At 65.8% G+C, this 13,775-nt stretch carries 14 protein-coding genes; 8 read left to right on the forward strand and 6 right to left on the reverse strand.

Annotated features, from left to right (window positions below):
- Positions 1-68: 68 nt before the first annotated feature.
- From LK535_RS08000 to LK535_RS08025, 6 genes are all read right to left on the reverse strand, one after another.
- Complete coding sequence (locus LK535_RS08000) at positions 69-164, reverse strand: S-adenosylmethionine:tRNA ribosyltransferase-isomerase (protein ID WP_415837110.1); 96 nt, start codon at positions 162-164, stop codon at positions 69-71.
- Positions 165-373: 209 nt separating this feature from the next.
- Entirely contained in the window at positions 374-1,399 is a 1,026-nt protein-coding gene (gene queA / locus LK535_RS08005) for a tRNA preQ1(34) S-adenosylmethionine ribosyltransferase-isomerase QueA (RefSeq protein WP_227771376.1), read from the reverse strand.
- 149 nt (positions 1,400-1,548) lie between these two features.
- Positions 1,549-2,346, reverse strand: a complete 798-nt coding sequence (gene xth / locus LK535_RS08010; protein ID WP_227771570.1) for an exodeoxyribonuclease III — start codon at positions 2,344-2,346, stop codon at positions 1,549-1,551.
- A 68-nt stretch (positions 2,347-2,414) separates the two neighbouring features.
- Positions 2,415-4,160: an N-acyl-D-amino-acid deacylase family protein gene (locus tag LK535_RS08015; protein ID WP_227771377.1), complete on the reverse strand. Its 1,746-nt coding sequence runs from the start codon at positions 4,158-4,160 to the stop codon at positions 2,415-2,417.
- Positions 4,161-4,260: 100 nt separating this feature from the next.
- Positions 4,261-5,145, reverse strand: coding sequence for a 3-keto-5-aminohexanoate cleavage protein (locus tag LK535_RS08020; protein WP_227771378.1), 885 nt, complete (start codon positions 5,143-5,145; stop codon positions 4,261-4,263).
- A gap of 1 nt (position 5,146) precedes the next feature.
- Positions 5,147-6,886: an N-acyl-D-amino-acid deacylase family protein gene (locus LK535_RS08025; RefSeq protein WP_227771379.1), complete on the reverse strand. Its 1,740-nt coding sequence runs from the start codon at positions 6,884-6,886 to the stop codon at positions 5,147-5,149.
- Between the two features lie 95 nt (positions 6,887-6,981).
- Between LK535_RS08025 and LK535_RS08030 the strand changes: the two genes are divergently transcribed.
- From LK535_RS08030 to thrC, 8 genes are all read left to right on the forward strand, one after another.
- Positions 6,982-7,683, forward strand: a complete 702-nt coding sequence (locus LK535_RS08030) for a nitroreductase family protein (RefSeq protein WP_227771380.1) — start codon at positions 6,982-6,984, stop codon at positions 7,681-7,683.
- A gap of 433 nt (positions 7,684-8,116) precedes the next feature.
- The gene (locus tag LK535_RS08035; RefSeq protein ID WP_227771381.1) at positions 8,117-9,016 is read left to right on the forward strand and encodes a heme o synthase; all 900 of its coding nucleotides are present in this window, start codon (positions 8,117-8,119) and stop codon (positions 9,014-9,016) included.
- Positions 9,013-9,153 (forward strand): hypothetical protein, encoded by a 141-nt coding sequence (locus LK535_RS08040; RefSeq protein ID WP_227771382.1) that lies wholly within the window; start codon positions 9,013-9,015, stop codon positions 9,151-9,153. The genes LK535_RS08035 and LK535_RS08040 overlap by 4 nt, the downstream gene beginning before the upstream one ends.
- Positions 9,150-9,695, forward strand: a complete 546-nt coding sequence (locus LK535_RS08045) for a cytochrome c oxidase assembly protein (RefSeq protein ID WP_227771383.1) — start codon at positions 9,150-9,152, stop codon at positions 9,693-9,695. Before LK535_RS08040 ends, LK535_RS08045 begins: the two co-directional genes overlap by 4 nt.
- A gap of 38 nt (positions 9,696-9,733) precedes the next feature.
- Positions 9,734-10,657, forward strand: coding sequence for a cytochrome c oxidase subunit 3 (locus tag LK535_RS08050; protein ID WP_227771384.1), 924 nt, complete (start codon positions 9,734-9,736; stop codon positions 10,655-10,657).
- 4 nt (positions 10,658-10,661) lie between these two features.
- Entirely contained in the window at positions 10,662-11,051 is a 390-nt protein-coding gene (locus LK535_RS08055) for a DUF983 domain-containing protein (protein WP_415837111.1), read from the forward strand.
- On the forward strand, positions 11,048-11,650 hold the full coding sequence (locus tag LK535_RS08060; RefSeq protein ID WP_227771385.1) for an SURF1 family cytochrome oxidase biogenesis protein: 603 nt from the start codon (positions 11,048-11,050) through the stop codon (positions 11,648-11,650). The genes LK535_RS08055 and LK535_RS08060 overlap by 4 nt, the downstream gene beginning before the upstream one ends.
- Before the next feature lie 725 nt (positions 11,651-12,375).
- The gene (thrC, locus tag LK535_RS08065) at positions 12,376-13,773 is read left to right on the forward strand and encodes a threonine synthase (protein ID WP_227771386.1); all 1,398 of its coding nucleotides are present in this window, start codon (positions 12,376-12,378) and stop codon (positions 13,771-13,773) included.
- Positions 13,774-13,775 lie beyond the last annotated feature (2 nt).

A 13,775-nucleotide genomic window follows, 5' to 3' on the forward strand; every position in this document is an offset into this window, starting at 1 on the left:
GATGCGAGTGAAGCTAGCTTCTGAGTAGCTCTCCCACCGTCACCCACCCGCTGCCTAGCCGAAGGGATTTACGGGAGGAGCAGCGACGCATCCCCGTAAGAGTAGAAACGGTAGTCATTCTCAATGGCATGGGCGTAAGCGGCCTTCATCCGCTCCAGTCCCATCAGTGCGATACCAGCATGAACAGCGGAGCAAGCAGCGCCTCCACGTTTACGGCAAAAGGCTCGCGAATTCAGCGCCTTGCCATTCAACTCCCGTTGGTGGCTGTCCGAGCTGTGATCGTGCTTGCAGGCCCTTCGCTCGGGCGCGACAGGATGAGGCCGGGAACGAGCGTCCGGAAGGGCTCTCCTCCCATCTCCTCCCAAGGGCACTTTCACGGCAGAAGGAGCGACGCATCCCCGTAGGAATAGAATCTGTAATCATTTTCAATGGCATGGGCATAAGCCGCTTTCATCCGGTCGAGCCCCATCAGCGCCGATACCAGCATGAACAGTGTCGAGCGGGGCAAGTGAAAGTTGGTGATCAGTCCGTCTATACCCCGGAAACAATAGCCTGGCGTTATGAAGATTGACGTGTCTCCTTCGAAGGGGCGCACGAGCCCGTCCGGTGTCGCTGCGCTTTCAATCAGGCGAAGGGACGTCGTGCCCACTGCGATCACTCGACCGCCACTCGCCCGAACGGCGTTGAGACGCTCTGCTGTCGCCCTATCGATACGGCCCCATTCGGCGTGCATCTGGTGGTCGGCGGTATCGGTTGCCTTCACGGGAAGAAACGTTCCCGCGCCCACATGAAGCGTTAGCGTGGCATGGCCGACGCCCGCCGCTTCGATCGCGGCCAACAGGTCCGGCGTAAAATGCAGGGCTGCGGTTGGCGCAGCGACCGCTCCCGCCTCCCGTGCGAACATCGTCTGGTAATCGTCGGCATCCCGTGCGTCGGTCGGTCGCTTCGCCGCGATATAGGGTGGAAGAGGCATCTGGCCGGCACGTTCAAGCAGCAACTCCACCGGCTCATCACCCGCGAACTCGAGGGCGAAGCTGCCGTCCTCTGCCCGGTCCGAGGCGGCGGCAATGACACCTTGCCCGAAGTCGATCGGATCGCCATCGCGCAGTCGCTTCGCATTGCGGATGAAGGCGCGCCAGCGACGCGGTCCTTCCCGCTTGTGGAGCGTCGCCCCGATCTTTGCGGCGCCGCGTGTGCCTTCAAGCTGCGCGGGGATCACCCGCGTATCGTTGAAGACGAGAAGGTCGCCGGCGCGCAGTTCGCCGGGGAGATCGGCAACGCTGCGATCGCGGGTCGATGCGCCGTCGAGCACGAGCATTCGCGCGGAGTCGCGGGGGGATGCGGGCCGCAGGGCGACGCGCTCTTGAGGCAGATCGAAATCGAACTGGTCGACGTTCATGGAAGCAATCCGGACATTCGTGATCGGACATCCCGACGAGGGATGGAGGACGCCGCACCGGCACGCAGGTCAGGTGGCGCAACCTCGGCGCGTGCCTTTGCGGCGATCGCCGGCAAGGGCAAGTGAACTCTTCGCTGCGCCCGGGCGCGCTACCGCACCTTGCGCGGGCGAACGGGGTCGTCGAGTTCGATCCACGTGGGAGCGTGATCGCTGGTCTTCTCCCATCCGCGCACGTCGCAATCAACGCCGGCGCCGACCAAGCGACCTGCCAGCGACGGGCTCAGCAACAGATGATCAATCCGTAAACCTGCGTTGCGTGCCCATGCGTTCCGGAAATAATCCCAGAACGTGTAGATCGTATCTTCTGGGTGAAGGTGACGAAGAGAATCCGTCCAGCCTTGCGCCAGCAGCCTGGCGAAGCGGGCGCGCACCTCAGGCGCGAACAGCGCATCATCCTGCCACCGCTCCGGCTTGTAGACATCCTTATCCGTCGGCATGACATTGAAATCGCCAGCCAAAACGACTGGCGCGCCACTTGCCAGCAGTGCGGAGGCGTGATCGATCAATCGATCAAACCAAGCCAGCTTATAGTCGAACTTTAGGCCGGGCCGGGGATTGCCGTTCGGAAGATACAAAGCGGCGACCAGCACGCCGTTTACTGCCGCTTCCAGGTAGCGGCTCTGTGAGGGATCGGGATCGTCGGGCAGTCCGCGCCGGGTTTCATGGATCGAGCCGACGCGGCTGAGAATGGCGACACCGTTCCAGCTCTTTTGCCCATGCCAGATCGCCTCATAGCCCTGGTCCGCCAGCGCGACGGCGGGAAAGCGTTCGTCCGGTGCCTTTAATTCCTGAAGCGCAACAATGTCGGGCCGGGTTTCTTCCAGCCAGCGCAGGAGCACTGGAAGCCGGCCGTTCACGCCGTTCACATTGTAGGTGGCGATCTTCAGGCGCACTCTCCATAGTCTGTGGCTACGAGCGCTCGGGCCGGCCTATCCATGCCAGCCCGAGCCGTTGGTCAGGCGACCGCCCGCGCGCCGCGTACCAGGCGTCCGGGCGTCCGGCCGGTCCATTCGCCTTGCTCGAAAGTCGGCACGCCTGACTTCACCGTCCAACGGTAGCCGCGCGGTTGCTGGAGCAGGCGCGTGCCGCCGGCGGGGAGATCCTGCACGATTTCTGGTGGGGCGAGTTGCAAGTCGTCCAGTGCGATGACGTTGAGGTCGGCCAGCAGGCCAGGTGCCAGCGCGCCGCGATCGTGCCAGCCGACATGGCGCGCGTTGCGCTGCGTATAGCCGTGCACCAGCTGCTCGAGTGGCGCGCTGAGCCCTGACTTGCTGCCCCGTGACCATAACGCGATCGTCGTGGTCGGGAAGCTGCCGTCGCAGATCGTGCCGCAATGCGCGCCGCCGTCCGACAGCCCGTAGAGCACATGATTACCGGTCATCATGCCGTGGACGTCGTCGAGGTTGCCGCGCGCATAGTTGATCAGCGGCATGTAGAGGAGGCGGCGGCCGCCTTCCTCCATCAGGGCATCATAGACGTAGGCGGCGGGATCGACGCCAGCGCGGGCAGCCTCGGCGGCTATAGACTGACTCTCATGCGGTTCGTAATCGACCGGGTCGGTCATGCGGAACATGCGCGAAAAACCGCGTGTGATCAGCGCAATAAAGCCCTCGCTGGCATGGAAGGCGGCGTGTTCGGCGAGGATTTCAGCGCGAATCTGCGGGTCGGCGAGCGCCTGAAGCCGATCGGCGACGGTGGCGCTTTGCGCCGCGATGCGGCGATAGGTGGGCGCGACGATGAAGGGATTGGTGGTGGAGGCGAAGGAGAGGATCGCGCCGATCGGGCGGGGTGCGACCTGCGCACTAACGGGTAGGCCATCGGCGACCATCTGGTCGATCTCGCGATAGATGCTTTTCCAGCGATCGGGGGCGTCGTCGGTCTGCTGCACGGTGAAGGAAACGCGGCGACCGCTGGTCGTGGCGAGGCGACGGATCAGCTGGAGCTCGGCTGCGGCGAAATCATCGTCGGCGGTGAGATAAGCGTCCGAAATCAACTGGATGACGCCCTTTCCAGTTTGTCGCAGCGCGGCGGCGATGCCGAGCAGTTCGGGATCTTCGGCGGTCAGCGTGCCGATGTTGAGGCCGTCGCGGCTGCGGTGGGCGTGGGTGCGCGAGGTGGAGAAGCCAAGCGCGCCGGCCTCCATCGCCTCGGCGGTGAGGATGGCCATGCGGTCGATCTCGCCCTCGGTCGGGCGGGCGAGATGGTCGCCGCCGCGGTCGCCCATGACATAGGCGCGCAGCGCCGCGTGGGGCATGTGGGCGCCGAGGTCGATCGTATATTCACGCGCGCTCAAGGCATTGAGATAGTCGGGAAAACTTTCCCAGTTCCACGTCAGCCCCTCCGCCAGCGCGGTGCCGGGAATATCCTCCACGCCCTCCAGAAGCTGGATCAGCCAGTCGTGCTTGTCGGCACGGGCGGGGGCGAATCCTACGCCGCAATTTCCCATCGCGGCGGAAGTGACGCCGTTGATGGAGGAGGGGGCCAACACTTTGTCCCAGGAGACCTGGCCGTCATAATGGGTGTGGATGTCGACAAAGCCGGGGGTGACGATGCAGCCGTCGGCGTCGATGGTTTCGCGTGCTGTTCCAGACACTACGCCGACCGCCACGATCCGATCGCCCTGTACCGCGACATCGCCGCGGAAGCGGGGGGCGCCGGTGCCGTCGACGATTGTGCCGTTCTTCACCAACAGATCGAACATAGGGCCTCTCCTGGGGTCGTAATGGGTCAGTCCGGCCTGTTGCCGGCGAACATTGGCCTGTCTGCGGAGACGATTGGCCATATCTGACAGGGGGCCGGCCTCATCGCGGCAGACCGAGGATTTGCGCTGCCTGATCCGGCGTCGCGACGGGGCGGCCGGCCTGCTTCGCCAGCGCAACGACCTCTGCGATCAGCTCCAGATTGCCCGGGCGACGCTCGCCGCCGAAATCCTCCAGCCCGACGCGGACATGGCCGCCGCGTTCGATCGCGAGTTTGGCGAGGCCGGTTTCGACCACGCAGTCACCGATCGCAGCGACCGCCCAGGGAAGCGATGAGCCGTCGAGCAATTCGAGATAGGCATCGAGCGCCTTCTCCGTCGGCGGAAGGCCGAAGGTGACGTTGCTGCGCTTGCCGTCGAGGAAATTGTAGCGGCCACCGAAATAGAGCTTCACGAAGGTGCCAGCGGGGAGCCGGCCGGCCTGTTCATAGGCGAGCGTGGTGCGCAGCCAGCCGGGCTCGTAGATCGCGATGGCGGGGCCAAGCTTCTCCTGTTCGTGGAGGTCGGCGAGCCAGGCGATGTCGCGATAGGTGGTGGCGTAGAGCACCGAGGCGCCGGGCAAACCGTCGGCGCCGTGCGTGCCGAGATTGACCGAGCCGGGATCGAACGCGCCCATCCGCACGCCGGCGCGCGCAAGGCCGCGATAATGGCCGAAGCGCGCCTCCACATCGGGGCCGGTTGCGACGGTACCCCACAGGATTGCGTCGGGCCGGGCCGCGAGCACGGGGGCGTAGGCCTCCATATAGCGGTCGACCGCAGCGTCGCCGGTCAAGTCCATTCGCTCGATATGCGTGTGGACGATCGCGGCGCCCGCTTCCATTGCGGCGAGTGCCTCGCTGGCGAGTTCCTGCGGGCTGACCGGCACGTTCGGATTGCGCGATTTCGGCGTCGCGCCGTTGAGCGCGGCCTCGATGATGAGTGGCGGCATGTCAGGCGGCGACCGCCGTTCGCACTGGGGCCGGCTCCGGCTGGCGACCGCGGATCAGCTTGCCGGGGAGGGCGTCGGTCGGCTCGCCATCCTGATAGATCACCTGACCCGACTTGATCGTCGCGACATAGCCCTTCGCCTTTTGCATCAGGCGACGGGCGCCGGTGGGGAGGTCGTAGATCATGTAGGGCTTGCCGAGTTCGAGCTGGTCGAAATCGATGACGTTGACGTCGGCGAGATAGCCGGGGGCGAGCAGGCCGCGATCCTGGAGGCCGACGGCGAGCGCGGTGTCGCGGGTCTGCTGCTTCACCGTGTCGGCGAGGTCGAGCAGCGGCCCGCGGGTGCGATCGCGGCACCAGTGGGTCAGCATGAAAGTGGGGAGGCTGACGTCGCAGATCGCGCCGACGTGCGCGCCGCCGTCCGACAGGCCCGACAGCGTATTCGGGTTGGTGATCATCGCGTGGACGTTGTCGAGATTGCCCTCGACGTAATTGTGCATCGGGAAGAACAGAAAGGCGCGGCCCTCGTCCTCGAGCAAGGCATCATAGACCAGTTCGTCGGGATGGACGCCGAGCCGCTCTGCCTCCGCCGCGAGGCTGGTCGAGGGATCGGGCTCGTAATCAACGCGGTCGGTGATGCGGAACATCTTGTGCTGCGCGCCGGCGACCGAATTGACGAAGGGATGATCCTTCATCGGCGCCTCTGCGATTAGCCGCGCGCGGAATTCGGGATCGCGCATCCGGGCGACCTTCTGGTCGAGCGGCAGGTCGGCGATCTCGCGGTAGCTGGGCCGGCTGATGAAGGGGTGGACCGAGCCTTGCAGGCCGAGCATCAGCCCGACCGGGCGGCCGGCGATCTGCGCCTTCAACGGATAGCCTTCGGCGACGGCGGCATCGAGCCGCTGGGTCAGTTCGCGCCACTGGTTGGGGACGACATCGGCCTGGACCATCGAGAAGCTCAGGGGCTGGCCGGCGATCTGCGTCAGATCGCGTACCAGGCTGAACTCCTCGTCCATGTCCTGGAAGTCGGACACCCATTGGAGGACGCCCGAGCCAGCGTCCGCCAGGCCGCGGGCGATCGCCTCCATCTCCTCGCGCGCGGCGCGCACGGTCGGGGTGAGGTCGCCATCGGCGGTGCGGTGGACCATCGTGCGGGTGGTGGAGAAGCCGAGCGCGCCGGCGCGGATCGCCTCCGCGGTCAGGCGGCGCATCTCCTCATTTTCCTCGGGCGTGGCGGGATCGCGGTTCGCCCCGCGTTCGCCCATCACATAGACGCGCAGCGCACCGTGCGGCACCTGGACCGCGACGTCGATATCGTGCGGCAGCCGGTCGACGGCGTCCATATATTCGCCGAAGCTTTCCCACTGCCACGACAGTCCTTCGTGAAGCGCGGCGCCGGGAATGTCCTCAACGCCCTCCATCAGGCGAATCAGCGTATCGTGGTCCTGCGGGCGGACAGGCGCAAAGCCGACGCCGCAATTGCCAACGACGACGGTGGTGGCGCCGAGCGTCGAGGAGGGGTCCATTCGCGAGGCCCAGGTGATCTGGCCGTCATAATGGGTGTGGATATCGACCCAGCCGGGGGTGACGAGCTTGCCCGTAGCGTCGATCTGGCGACGAGCTGGGCCGGTCACGGTGCCGATCGCGACGATGCGATCGCCCGAAATCGCCACATCGCCGCGGTAAGGGGCCGCGCCCGATCCATCTACGATCGTGCCGCCCCGAATGATCAGGTCGTACATCGCGCCTCTCCATCGGTTTCGTCTTTTGCCCCTGATGGTGACTTCCGCATGGGCATGAGGCAAGGAGATTCGAACGAGTGACTTAGGAGCGGGTGATGGCGACGGCAGCAGTGGCGGGGGCAGTGGAGCGGGTGAACGAGAGCGACGTGCTGGAAGGTCTGCTGCGTGAGCGACGTTCGGTACGTGGCTTCAAGAAGGATCCGGTTCCCGCCGATCTGTTGGAACGCGTGCTCGACATGGCGCAGCTTGCGCCGTCCAATTGCAACGTCCAGCCGTGGACCGCGCATGTGGTGTCGGGGGAGTCGGCGGAGCGGATGCGGACCGTGCTGCACGATGCCGCCAAATCCGGGACGAAGATGACGCCGGATTTCCCGCTGACCGGCGCTTATCCCGGCCATTATCGCGGGCGGCAGATCGATGCGGCCAAGGCGCTGTTCGCGGCGACCAACGTGGCGCGCGAGGATGTGGCGGCGCGCACCGAATCGTTCCTGCGCAACTTCCGCTTCTTCGATGCGCCGCATGCCATGTTCCTGTTCATCCCGGCCTGGGCCGGGATGCGCGAGGCGGCGGACTGCGGCATGTATGCCCAGTCGTTCATGCTGGCGCTGACCGCGAACGGCCTTGCGTCCTGCGCGCAAGGGGCGCTCAGCCACCATGCCGAGATCGTGCATCGCGAACTAGGCGTAGGGGACGATCACAAGCTCTTGTTCGGCATCGCCTTTGGCTATGAGGATCCGGACCATCCCGCGAATACAGCGCGCACGGTGCGGGACCGGGATCATGTGCTGCATGGGTGATGCGGCGTGCTTCGTCAGCATCGCGGCGGCGGGTGGCTCTAGCCGCTGAGCCCCGCTTCCCTCGTGAGACCTGCGCGTCTGGATCCCCGCCTGCGCGGGGATGACGTGGGAAGGGGAGGAGTGGGTAGCGAGTCGCGATCGTCATGCCGGCCTTGTGCCGGCATCCAGGCCTCCGCGCGCGCCGCTGGTGTGGGATGTGCGGCACGGCGAATGCCGGGACGGGCCCGGCATGACGATGGGGTGAGGTGAGTAATCCGGCCACGTCATCCCGGACCTGATCCGGAATCCATCTTTCCGCGGACGCTGTCTTTTGCCCCCTATCACCATCGCTCGCGGCACCTTGGATCGCGGCGCGAGGCCGGGATGACGGTGAGACGCGCAACGCTTCCCCTTTCCCCCCGTAGCGCAAGCGACTATGGCCCCCTGTTAACCGATGACACCTGTAACGCCCCTCCTGCCGCCGGCCGACTGGCGGGACTTCCTTGCGCTCACCAAGCCGCGGGTGTTGACGCTTGTCGTGTTCACCGGGCTGTGCGGGATGCTGGCGGCGCCGGTGTCGATCCATCCGGTGCTGGGCTTCACCGCGATCCTGTGCATCGCGCTTGGCGCCGGCGCGGCGGGGACGCTCAATCAATGGTATGAGGCGGATCTCGACGCGATGATGAAACGCACTGCCGGGCGGCCGCTGCCGGCCGGGCGGATGGAGCGCCAGTCGGCGCTTCACTTCGGTGTGGGGCTCGCGGCGTTTTCGGTGATCCTGATGGGGCTGGCGCTGAACTTCGCGGCCGCCGCGATCCTCAGCATTTCCATCCTGTTCTACGTCCTGGTCTACACGGTGTGGCTGAAGCGCCGGACGCCGCAGAATATCGTGATCGGCGGCGCGGCAGGCGCGTTTCCGCCGCTGATCGGCTGGGCCGCGGCGACCGGTGAAGTGGCGCTGCTGCCGCTGCTGCTGTTCATGCTCGTCTTTCTGTGGACGCCGCCGCATTTCTGGGCGCTCGCACTGTTCGTGAAGACCGATTACGCCAATGCCGGCGTGCCGATGCTGCCCGTTGTCGCGGGCGAGAAGGTGACGCGGCGACAGATCGGGCTGTACACCGTCCCGATGGCGCTTGCTGCGGTGGCGCCGTGGCCGCTCGGGCTGACCGGCCCGATCTATGGCATCGCCTCGCTGGCGCTGACCGGCTGGTTCGGCGTGCTGGCGCTGCGGGTGGCGATGCGCACCACGGGCGCGGACGATGCGATGCTGCCCGAAAAGGCACTGTTCAAATATTCGATCCTGTACCTTTTCGTGGTGTTCGGGGCGTTGGTGGTCGATCGGTGGATGGCATGAGGCAGGACGAGGAAGATCTGGTGCGTCGGCGGCAGAAGGGCCGCGCGATCGTGATGGCGGTGCTGCTGGGTGCGTTCGTGATCCTCGTCTTCGCCATCTCGCTGGTGAAAATCCAGCAGGGGATCGCCGCGAAATGATTCGGGTGTTTTCCAGCAAGGGCCGCACGGCTGCGTTTGCCGTGCTGGGCATTTTCCTGATGACCGGCCTCGCCTTTGCCAGTGTGCCGCTTTACCGCCTGTTCTGCCAGGTGACCGGCTTTGCCGGCACGACCCAGCGCGGCGGCGAGGCGCCGGGCGCCGTCAACGCGCGGATGCGGGTCGATTTTGACGCCAACACCAGCCCGCGCCTGCCCTGGCGCTTCACGCCCGAACAGCCGAACCAGACGGTGGTCGTCGGCGCGCGCAACATGACGTTCTTCAACGCCACGAATCGTGCGGCCGTGCCGGTCACCGGCACCGCCACGTTCAACGTCACGCCCAGCCAGGCGGGCCAGTATTTCACCAAGATCGAATGCTTCTGCTTCACCGAGCAGACGCTGAAGCCCGGCGAGAGCATGCGCATGCCCGTCATCTACTTCGTCGATCCGAAAATCCTTGAGGATCCCGATACGCGGGATATCGAGACCATCACGCTCAGCTACACGTTTTACCCGGTAGATTCCGACAAGGCGTCGAGTTAAGCGGACGAAAATTCGAGCATCTATAGGGGAAGAGCCCGATGGCCGGCGCCAAGAACCACGATTACCATATTCTACCACCCGATCCTTGGCCGATGATCAGCTCCCTCTCGGCGCTGGCCATGGCGGCTGGCGGCATCATGTGGATGCACGGCGGCCATGTCGGCAAGCCGAACGGCGGCGGCTTCCTGTTCTTCGCAGGTCTGGCCGCGGTGCTGTTTTCCATGTTCTGCTGGTGGCGCAACGTCATCAAGGAAGCGCATGCCGGCGATCATACCCCGGTGGTGCAGCTGCATTTCCGCTACGGCATGATCCTTTTCATCGCCTCCGAGGTGATGTTCTTCGTCGGCTGGTTCTGGGCCTATTTCGACTTCGCCCTCTTCCCCGATGCGATCGGCTTCATCGATGGCGCGGTGGAACGGTCGAGCGAAGCGATGGTGATTGCCGCGCAGTGGCCGCCCAAGGGCCTGGAGGTGATCAACGCCTTTGAACTGCCGCTGCTCAACACCCTGATCCTGCTGCTGTCGGGCACCACCGTGACCTGGGCGCACCATGCGCTGATCCACAACCAGCGTGGCGGCGAGAAGCGCGGCCTGTGGGGTGCGCTTGGCGTTGGTGACCGCGACGGCGTGCTGAAGGGCCTGTGGCTGACGGTCGTGCTCGGCCTGATCTTCAGCGCGATCCAGGCCTATGAGTACATGCACGCGCCGTTCCCGTTCAAGGGAATCAACTATGGCGCGGCCTTCTACATGGCCACCGGTTTCCACGGTTTCCACGTGATCGTCGGCACGATCTTCCTGATCGTCTGCCTGATCCGCGCGTACAAGGGTGACTTCACGCCCAAGCAGCACTTCGGCTTCGAGGCGGCTGCCTGGTACTGGCACTTCGTTGACGTCGTTTGGCTGTTCCTGTTCGTCTCCATCTACATCTGGGGCGGTTGGGGCGCGCCGGTCCACGGCGGCTGATCGAGTGACTGACGAGACGGGCGCGGTTCCCCCATCGGGTGAGCCGCGCCCTTTCGATTGTGGGTTGAAGGGGCTTTGCCCGCGCTGCGGCGCCCCTGATCTGTTTGCCGGATGGATCCGGTTCGCCGACCGTTGCCGCGCCTGCGGCCTCGACATCGCGGCGTTCAACGTCGGCGACGGGCCGGCCGCTTTCCTGACGCTGATCCTGGGCGCGCTGGTCACCATCGGCGCCGTCGCCCTGGAATTGAGCGTGTCCCCCCCGCTGTGGCTCCACATGCTGATCTGGACGCCAGTGACGCTTGGCGGCGTGCTGGTGAGCCTGCGGCTGGCGAAGGGCTGGCTCCTCGCCCTGGAATACCGCAACCGCGCCGCAGAAGGGCGCTTGCGCAAATGAGGCGCATCCCCGTCCTGCCGACGATCCTGGTCGTCGCGGCCGTCGCCGTCATGATCACGCTTGGTCTGTGGCAGGGATTGGTGCGGCTGCCCGAGAAAGAGGCGCAGCTGGCGCAGCTGGCGGCCAATCCGGTGCGCCCGCCGGTCGCTTTCCCCACCACGCCGGACGATCGCCTGCTGTTCCGCCGCACCTCGGCCCTGTGCCGGGACGTGACGGGGATCAGTCGCGCCGGCGCGGGGAGTGCGGGCTATCGGCTGATCGCCACATGCCGGCCCGCGGCGGGGACGCCCGCGATCAAGGTTCAGCTGGGCACCACGCGTGACCCGCTGAAGGACGTGCAATGGTCCGGTGGGCGCGTGAGCGGCTGGATCAGCCATGCGCCCGATGCCACGCCGATGATCTCGCGGCTGTTCAGCCATGTGCCGCAAGAGATGCTGCTGGTGTCGGACAAGCCATTGGCCGGTCTTGTGGCGAACACCCGGCCAGACATCAGCCTCGTGCCGAACAACCACCTGGCGTATGCCGGGCAGTGGCTGTTCTTCGCGGCGCTGGCGTGCGTCATCTACGTCCTGGCGCTGCGCCGGCGAGGGTCGCGCTAGCCAGGCTCGGGGCGCCTCGCTTGAGGGGGACGGCGGCGAGGCGGGTATATCCGCGGGAACGGGCGCGGCGGCTTCAAGGCGGATATCGGTTCGTTCGCAGGAAGCCTGAGCAAGGGCGCATCGGTCACCTGTTTCGGCACTTCACTGCGGACCATTTGCCCTGGCCCATGCCGGTCGGGGCGGGGTCCGCTTGGCTCCAGCGGCGGTGCAGGGCGTTGGTTCGCGTAACCCCATCACCATTCCGACTTGCCGCCACGGCGAAGGGCGGCATTGATTTGGCGCGAGCTGAAGCGGCGCCGGTCAATCTGTTCGATGCGATCGGCATCTTCCGGCACGTGCATCGGCGAGGTCAAAGGTGGGGACTTGGCGCCTCGCCGTTGATGGACGGCGCATGGTCTTGTGATGGTATGGCGCCGGGCGGTGTCTTTGTCCGTTTGATCCTCGGGTGAGGATCACACCCGTTGCGTCGGTGTTTTGAACACCGCGGGGCCCCGGCTCGGGTGAGCGGGAACGGTTCGGCCCGTGTGAGGCCGTCCATACAGGGGCTGAAGGACACCCTTCGATCGGGGCCACATCCTTTCGTGGAGATGGTCCGCTGAACCCGGGGTGGCGTTGCACAATTCACGTGGCTGCCGCTTGCTTCTTTGCGCGACCAAGACGGGCTTTGCGTGGCAATAGCTGGCCGTGGTTGTATCCGGCCTCTCCCGCAGCTAACCGGCACGTCCATGCGCTACATCAGCACCCGTGGAGCCGCCCCGATCCTCGACTTCCGCGGCGCGACGCTTGCCGGGCTCGCGTCTGACGGTGGGCTCTACGTGCCGGAAGCATGGCCGACGCTCTCGCGTGACGAGATCGCGGGCCTCGCCGATCTTTCCTACGTCGATACGGCGGTGGCGGTGATGGCGCCGTTCGTCGGCGAAACGCTGTCGCGTGAAGAGCTGCGGGCACTTTGCCAGCAGGCCTATGGCCGCTTCGCCCATGCGGCTGTCACCCCGCTGAAGCAGCTGGATCACGATCAATGGCTGCTGGAGCTGTTCCACGGCCCTACGCTCGCGTTCAAGGACGTGGCGCTTCAGCTGCTCGGCCTGCTGTTCGAACGATTCCTGACGAACGACACGGAGGGTCCGCTGACCATCGTCGGCGCGACGAGCGGGGATACCGGGTCCGCCGCGATCGATGCCGTCGCCGGGCGCGAGGGTATCGACATCTTCATGCTCCACCCGGCCGGACGGGTCAGCGACGTGCAGCGTCGCCAGATGACGACGGTGCGAGCGCCCAACGTCCATAACATCGCGATCCGCGGCGACTTCGACACCGCGCAGGCGCTGGTGAAGGCGATGTTCAATGCGCCGGATTTTGCCGGCCGGTTCCGCCTCAGCGCGGTGAACTCGATCAACTGGGCCCGCCTGATGGCGCAGGTGGTCTATTACTTCTACGCCGCCGTGCGCCTGGGCGCGCCCGAACGCGAAATCGCGTTCAGCGTGCCGACCGGCAACTTCGGCGATGTGTTCGCCGGCTATGTCGCGGCGAAGATGGGCCTGCCGGTCGCGCGGCTGGTCGTGGCGACCAACGTGAACGACATTCTACACCGCGCCCTGTCGGCCGGGGATTATTCCTCCGCACAGGTCGTGCCGACCGCGACCCCGTCGATGGACATTCAGGTGTCCTCCAACTTCGAACGCCTGCTGTTCGACCTTGGCGGGCGCGACGGGGTGGCGCTGGCCGGCCAGATGGGCGGGTTCGAGGCGAGCAAGGCGATGCGGCTGACCGACGCCCAGCATAGCGGGGCGGCGACTCACCTGATCAGCGCCAGTGTCGATTCCGATGGCATGGCAATGGCGATGCGCTGGGCGCACGAGCATGCCAACGAAATGATCGACCCGCACACCGCGATCGCCCTCGCCGCGGCGCAGCGGCAGAAGCTCGATGTGCCGATGGTGACGCTTGCCACCGCGCATCCGGCGAAGTTCCCGGAGGCGGTGCAGCGCGCGACGGGAATCAGCCCGCCTCTTCCGGCGCGGGTCGGCGACCTCTTCGAGCGCGAAGAAGCGTGCGACACGCTGGATGCTACTTTTGCGGCGGTAAGCTCCTATATTGCCGAGCGCGCCACGCCGCGCAGCTGAGC

It is taken from the genome of Sphingomonas sp. IC4-52 (assembly GCF_020707225.1).
In the GTDB taxonomy this organism is placed as follows: Bacteria; Pseudomonadota; Alphaproteobacteria; order Sphingomonadales; family Sphingomonadaceae; genus Sphingomonas.

Coding starts and splice junctions, on each gene's coding strand:
- LK535_RS08000 (WP_415837110.1), bottom strand. CDS start 164: ATGGGACTGGAGCGGATGAAGGCCGCTTACGCCCATGCCATTGAGAAT.
- queA (WP_227771376.1), bottom strand. CDS start 1,399: ATGAACGTCGACCAGTTCGATTTCGATCTGCCTCAAGAGCGCGTCGCC.
- LK535_RS08015 (WP_227771377.1), bottom strand. CDS start 4,160: ATGTTCGATCTGTTGGTGAAGAACGGCACAATCGTCGACGGCACCGGC.
- LK535_RS08020 (WP_227771378.1), bottom strand. CDS start 5,145: ATGCCGCCACTCATCATCGAGGCCGCGCTCAACGGCGCGACGCCGAAA.
- LK535_RS08025 (WP_227771379.1), bottom strand. CDS start 6,886: ATGTACGACCTGATCATTCGGGGCGGCACGATCGTAGATGGATCGGGC.
- LK535_RS08030 (WP_227771380.1), top strand. CDS start 6,982: ATGGCGACGGCAGCAGTGGCGGGGGCAGTGGAGCGGGTGAACGAGAGC.
- LK535_RS08035 (WP_227771381.1), top strand. CDS start 8,117: ATGACACCTGTAACGCCCCTCCTGCCGCCGGCCGACTGGCGGGACTTC.
- LK535_RS08040 (WP_227771382.1), top strand. CDS start 9,013: ATGAGGCAGGACGAGGAAGATCTGGTGCGTCGGCGGCAGAAGGGCCGC.
- LK535_RS08045 (WP_227771383.1), top strand. CDS start 9,150: ATGATTCGGGTGTTTTCCAGCAAGGGCCGCACGGCTGCGTTTGCCGTG.
- LK535_RS08050 (WP_227771384.1), top strand. CDS start 9,734: ATGGCCGGCGCCAAGAACCACGATTACCATATTCTACCACCCGATCCT.
- LK535_RS08060 (WP_227771385.1), top strand. CDS start 11,048: ATGAGGCGCATCCCCGTCCTGCCGACGATCCTGGTCGTCGCGGCCGTC.
- thrC (WP_227771386.1), top strand. CDS start 12,376: ATGCGCTACATCAGCACCCGTGGAGCCGCCCCGATCCTCGACTTCCGC.